The organism is Rhizobacter sp. P3_B12, assembly GCF_056402895.1.
Window position 1 is genome coordinate 1 of sequence record NZ_JBFUGN010001050.1, and the last position, 2,064, is coordinate 2,064.

General features: G+C 70.3%; 5 protein-coding genes. All 5 read left to right on the top strand.

What is annotated here, in order from left to right; translation table 11 throughout:
* On the top strand, positions 1 to 388 hold a 388-nt coding region (locus AC1D01_RS31900), incomplete at its 5' end, for a cohesin domain-containing protein (RefSeq protein WP_477873520.1).
* The gene (locus AC1D01_RS31905; RefSeq protein WP_477873521.1) at positions 385 to 864 is read left to right on the top strand and encodes a type II secretion system protein; all 480 of its coding nucleotides are present in this window, start codon (positions 385 to 387) and stop codon (positions 862 to 864) included. The genes AC1D01_RS31900 and AC1D01_RS31905, both read left to right, overlap by 4 nt.
* On the top strand, positions 858 to 1,238 hold the full coding sequence (locus AC1D01_RS31910) for a type II secretion system protein (RefSeq protein WP_465113906.1): 381 nt from the start codon (positions 858 to 860) through the stop codon (positions 1,236 to 1,238). The genes AC1D01_RS31905 and AC1D01_RS31910 overlap by 7 nt, the downstream gene beginning before the upstream one ends.
* On the top strand, positions 1,225 to 1,785 hold the full coding sequence (locus AC1D01_RS31915; protein ID WP_477873522.1) for a type II secretion system protein: 561 nt from the start codon (positions 1,225 to 1,227) through the stop codon (positions 1,783 to 1,785). The genes AC1D01_RS31910 and AC1D01_RS31915 overlap by 14 nt, the downstream gene beginning before the upstream one ends.
* On the top strand, positions 1,782 to 2,064 hold a 283-nt coding region (locus AC1D01_RS31920; RefSeq protein WP_477873523.1), incomplete at its 3' end, for a hypothetical protein. The genes AC1D01_RS31915 and AC1D01_RS31920, both read left to right, overlap by 4 nt.

Here is a 2,064-nt window from a genome sequence, read left to right on the forward strand (position 1 = left end):
GGTCAAGGTCGGCGAGCAGTTCACCGCGGTGCTGCGCCTGTCGAGCCAGGGGCCGTTGCGCGGGCTGCCGCTGCTGCTGGGCTTCGACCCGCAGATGCTGCAGCTGGTGCAGGCGCAGGAAGGCGACTTCTTCAAGCAGGCCGGCGGCAGCACGCTGTTCAACCAGCGCTCCGATCCGGCGCAGGGCAAGCTCTTCGTCTCGACGGTGCGGCAGAACCCGTCCGGCGCCGATGCCGGCGTCAACGGCTCGGGCAACGTGCTGCTGGTGTCGTTCAAGGCGCTCAAGGCAGGCAGCGGCAAGCTGCAATTGCTGTCGGCGACGCCCGAGCCGGCCCCGGCGATGCCGCTGGCGCTGCCGGCCGAACAGCTGGTGAAGGTGCTGCCGTGATCCGCAGGCGCGCCGCCGGCTTCACCTTCATCGAGTTGATGATGACGCTGGCCATCATGGGCGTGCTGGTGATGGTGGCCGTGCCGATGGCGCAGGTGGCGGTGCAGCGCGACAAGGAGCGCGAGCTGCGCAGCGCGCTGCTGCAGATCCGCGAGGCGCTGGACGCCTACAAGCGCGCATCCGACCAGGGCCGGCTGGTGCAGAAGCTGGGCGAGAGCGGCTATCCGAAGACGCTGGACGACCTGGTCGACGGCGTGCCCGACCAGCGCAGCCCGACGAAGCAGAACATCTACTTCCTGCGCGCGCTGCCGCGCGACCCGATGGCGGCCGACGCCTCGCTGAAGCCGGCCGAGACCTGGGCCCTGCGCAGCTATGCCTCGCCGCCGGACGATCCGGCCGAGGGCGAGGACGTGTTCGACGTGCATTCGAAGTCGGGCCGGCAGGGCCTGAACGGCGTGGCGTACAAGCAATGGTGAACACCGTGCGCCGTGGCTTCACGCTGATCGAGATGCTGGTCGTGATGGCGATCGTCGCGCTGCTGCTGGCGATCGCGCTGCCGCGCTACTTCGGCTCGCTCGACAAGTCGAAGGACGTGGTGCTGAAGGAGAACCTGCAGGTGCTGCGAACCACGCTCGACAAGTACTACGCCGACAAGGGCCGCTACCCCGAGACGCTGCAGGACCTGGTCGACCAGAAGTACCTGCGCGCGGTGCCGACGGACCCGGTGACCGAATCGGACCGCAGCTGGATCCTGGTGCCGCCCAAGGACAGCGAGCAGACCGGCATCGCCGACGTGAAGAGCGGGGCGACCGGCGCGGCGCATGACGGGAAGCCTTATGAGACGCTGTAGCCCGCAAGGGGGATTTGCGTACCTGTGGGTGCTGCTGGTGGTGGCCTTCATGGGCATCGGGCTGGCCGCGGCGAGCGAGGTCTACAGCACCGCGGCGCAGCGCGACAAGGAACGTGAACTGCTCGGCATCGGCCAGCAGTTCCGGCGCGCGATCGGCCGCTACTACGAGACGCAGCTGACGGCGGGGCGGCGCGAGTACCCGGCGGAGCTCGACGACCTGCTGCGCGACAAGCGCAGCCCGGGCCTGCGCCGCTACCTGCGCCAGGTGTTCGTCGACCCGATGACGGGCAAGCCCGAATGGGGGTTGATGCGTGTCGGCGGGCGCATCGTCGGCGTGTACTCGTTGTCGGGCCGGCAGCCGATCAAGCAGGACCATTTCGAGGCGGACGACATGGCGTTTCGCGGCAAGCAGAAGTACAGCGACTGGGTGTTCACCTACCCGGCCGACCTGCTGTTGCGCGGCGATGGCGCGGCCGGTGCTCCGGCCAGCGCGGCCAGTGCGGCATCTGCGGCATCGGCGCCCTTCCCCGGAGCGAGTGCGCCATGACGCGCTGGCATCGAGGGCTCGCGATCGGGTTGCTGCTGGCCGCGGGGCCGGTGCTGTCGCAGACGGTGCGGCCGGGCTCGGCGCTGCCCGACGCGCTGAGGGACGTCAAGCCGTCGACCGGCATCTGCCGCCGCGACGATTTCAACGGGCCGGCGGACGCCGCGCTGCGCGGGGCTGGTGAGCCGAAGCCCGACCTGGCGTGCCGGCTCGGCGTCGACCAGTGGGCGCGCCTGGCCGGCGAGCCGCAGACCACGCTGGTCGACGTGCGCAGCGCTCCCG

What these genes read in the sequence shown, in the direction of transcription:
- AC1D01_RS31910 (WP_465113906.1), top strand. Translation starts at nt 858, where the DNA reads ATGGTGAACACCGTGCGCCGTGGCTTCACGCTGATCGAGATGCTGGTC.
- AC1D01_RS31915 (WP_477873522.1), top strand. Translation starts at nt 1,225, where the DNA reads ATGAGACGCTGTAGCCCGCAAGGGGGATTTGCGTACCTGTGGGTGCTG.